Origin of the sequence: Methylocaldum sp. (assembly GCF_039794385.1) — a bacterium.
Lineage (GTDB): Bacteria > Pseudomonadota > Gammaproteobacteria > Methylococcales > Methylococcaceae > Methylocaldum.
In genome coordinates this window covers 1-3,046 of the sequence record NZ_JBDIVO010000458.1, presented here as the reverse complement: position 1 = coordinate 3,046, position 3,046 = coordinate 1, and the positions used below count along the sequence as shown (strand labels likewise).

At 56.1% G+C, this 3,046-nt stretch carries 2 protein-coding genes; both read left to right on the top strand.

The annotated features are described in order from the left end of the window. The first annotated feature begins 310 nt into the window (after positions 1 to 310). Positions 311 to 1,825: a CAP domain-containing protein gene (locus tag ABJK70_RS22650; protein WP_347259219.1), complete on the top strand. Its 1,515-nt coding sequence runs from the start codon at positions 311 to 313 to the stop codon at positions 1,823 to 1,825. 520 nt (positions 1,826 to 2,345) lie between these two features. Next, the gene (locus ABJK70_RS22645; RefSeq protein WP_143735058.1) at positions 2,346 to 2,882 is read left to right on the top strand and encodes a hypothetical protein; all 537 of its coding nucleotides are present in this window, start codon (positions 2,346 to 2,348) and stop codon (positions 2,880 to 2,882) included. The last annotated feature ends 164 nt before the right edge of the window (positions 2,883 to 3,046 follow it).

Here is a 3,046-nt window from a genome sequence, read left to right as displayed (position 1 = left end):
GCCTGTCCTGAGCGAGTCGAAGGGCGCTTCCCGATGGTCAGCGCATCCTATGGACCTGCGCCCTGCCGGGGTCGTTCAGTGAAACGAAAAGAGCCGAAGCCGAACAATAAACCTTGACCCGGCAACCTGATTGACATTTCGCTCGACCCAGCGATATCGTCTTTTTGAAGAAAAACGACGTTTCAAGTTTCTATTCGCTTCTACTGGTGGGATGCCGCGGCGATATACTGCGGCTAACCGGCACCCCATGCCTGGGGCGATAGCTGTTCTAAGTCTCGCGGGCTTCCGCACTCCCAAGGAAGGGAAAACCATGAAAATACTGTCTCCGACTGGCACGATGGCGCTCATCCTCCTTTGCGCAACCGTTATGAGTGCCGTAGTAACTCCCGCCAGAGCGCAACCACTGGCAGGTAAGGATACATGTGGCGCCGATGTAAATACCCCTCCGTCCACCATCGACCTTGCAACTCAAGGTCACCGAATACGTAATGCCATCCTTTGCCTTATTAATGCCGAACGCACCAGCCGCGGGCTGGCGGCGTTGTCCGCGAACTCAAAATTGGCGAGCGCCGCCGATGGACACGTGCAACGGGCCGTGACCCTGAAATGGTGGGGTGAGAGCGATCCGCACGTCGACCCGCAGGTTGATGTCGTACCGGGGACCAATCCTCCAATTCCACTGGGACGCAACGAAGCGATCGCGGCACGCATAAACCGCGCGGGATACTGTCCGGAAGGCGCTACCTTCGTGAGTGAGATCGCCAAAGATGGTGCGGGCACCAACGTGACCGAATGTCCGCCTGGCGCCTGCTCGACGCCACTCTTTGCCGTCCACTGGTGGATGAATATAAGCACGGCCGGTCACAGGGAGGCAATTCTAAATCCGGCGATCAAGGAGATTGGCGTCGGCGTCCGTGGGGACGTGGCGAATAAGGATCCGGCGCAGAACGCGCAGAGTGAAAAAGGGGCCTATGTCGTGAATTTCGGAGCGTGTCCCTACATAGTGCAGCCTCCACCCCCACCCCCGCCTGACGGGCAAACGAGAGTTGAAGTTACCTTTACAAAAATGCACGTCAATGACTGCCCGGAAGCTGGCATATGCGATTGGAAACTTACCTGTCGACTTGGTAACCAGCAGGAAACAGAATTCTTTACCATGGTGGAGATCAATACCGGTAAAGATAGAGACATTAAACGCATGCTAGCTCAGGATGGAGTTCTGCCGGTTTCTGTTACATGTACAGTTAAGGAGCGCGATGGTCCGTTCCTTTTCTTCGATGACCCCGTATGGGAACACGTCGGCACTAGCACTGCTTCTATTCAGGTATCTGGAAAACATGACATTCGGATAAATCAAAATAGCGATGAAGGCGATGTCACGGTGCATTTGGATGTGAAACAGCTCGGCTCGACAGCGGGTGGTTTGACACAGCAACCCTCCCCGCCACCAGTTCCAATAGGCTGTCATATCCCAGAAGGTAGCGCCGCGACCTGCGGCTATATGAGCATTGTATGCAATGCCCCATTACCCATGGCTGATGAGATGGTTGTTATGGCCGGTAGCGGTTTTACAACAGAGGTGTATCGAGTCGTCTCTGACATTGGCCTCATCAACGCCGAGTATGGGGGCGAAGGAAATGCCGTGCTGGCAGTATGTGCGAAAAACAGCAGAGGGATGAGTTGCGGTGAGGGTTTCTTTGCCACGCTGGGGCCTACAATCTGTCCCTATTCGCCGCCACCCCCAACCTGTCCGCACGGACAGTTTATATGCCCTTCCCGCGGCGGAGTCTGCAAACCGATCACCGACTGCCCCCCTCTTTTATAACATTCACAGGGGGTACACACGACGGGCAACGCTTTTCGCTCTTTTCGGTTACACAGGAGCGGAACCGGCTGAGCTCGGACGAAGATCGGCGGCGCGAAAGCACTGGAGGCCTTGAAGAGAAGATTGACCGAGGAAACCGATCCTGACGTCAAGGCGACCATTTCCAAGGCACTTCCCTGAAGCCACAAAACCAGCCATCGAGAGCATAGGGAAAGGGGCCAAGCTCGATTAATGGCAGTGATGCCTAAACTCGGCGCTGGAGAGGGACGCCGCAAAAAACGCGCGTCCCACAGCTTGAGTCGTCAGCCATAACGAGCAAAACGGGTCAGCCCGCGTAGGGCGCATTAGCATTAGCGTAATGCGCCGAATAAATACCTCCTACGGCGGAATACGCGAGTACGCTATTCCGCTCTACAGTCCTTAGGCTGGCCGCCTCGCGCGGCATCCGGTTACTTACATCGTTAGCCATCATTGACTCGTGATCGAACCTGTCCAGTCCTGCGTTTACTGTGGTGTCGCCGTGAGCGTCACAGCCGATCACGTCCCACCCAAGGCCTTCTTCCCACGGCCGCGGCCCAGCAACCTGAAAACAGTGCCCGCTTGCTTTGCCTGCAACAACGCAGCGGGCCGCGACGAAGAGTACTTCTTGGCAGCACTTATGTTCTCGGACGCGGGCGTAACGGAACCGGGAAAGAAACTTTGGAACCAGAAGCTCCAGCGCATGTACGCAAAGAACTTGGGCCTTCGTAGACATATCGGTAGCGCCCTTCAAGCTGTACAACTCACAACGCCTGCGGGCATTCATTTGGGTCGTCGGATGGCGCTCAGCATTCAAGAACCACGCCTCGAAGCTGTAGCCACCAAGATTGTGCGAGGACTGCACTTCCTCGAAACAGGCTCAGCCGCCCCAGCCGACTGGGACGTCATGTGCCTCTTCGTCCGAGAACGTCGTCATGTGGAGGCGGTCGCCCAGTACAACCATATGCTGATCCCGGCGCGCATTCGTGGCCACAGATCTTTCAGTATCGTCGCGGAGCTGTCCCTGGTCAGCCGTTGAAGTCGATGTGGCTTCTGTGGTTCTGGCGCACCCATATCTTCTGGATCACAACCCAGCCAGGTTCTTCGGATGCATCGAATGACGGCTAACCCTCCCGTCGAGCGGATGGCTTCTGGCAAACTGGCGCTCATGTCGAAAGTTGGACGTCATAATGAGGACCGTAG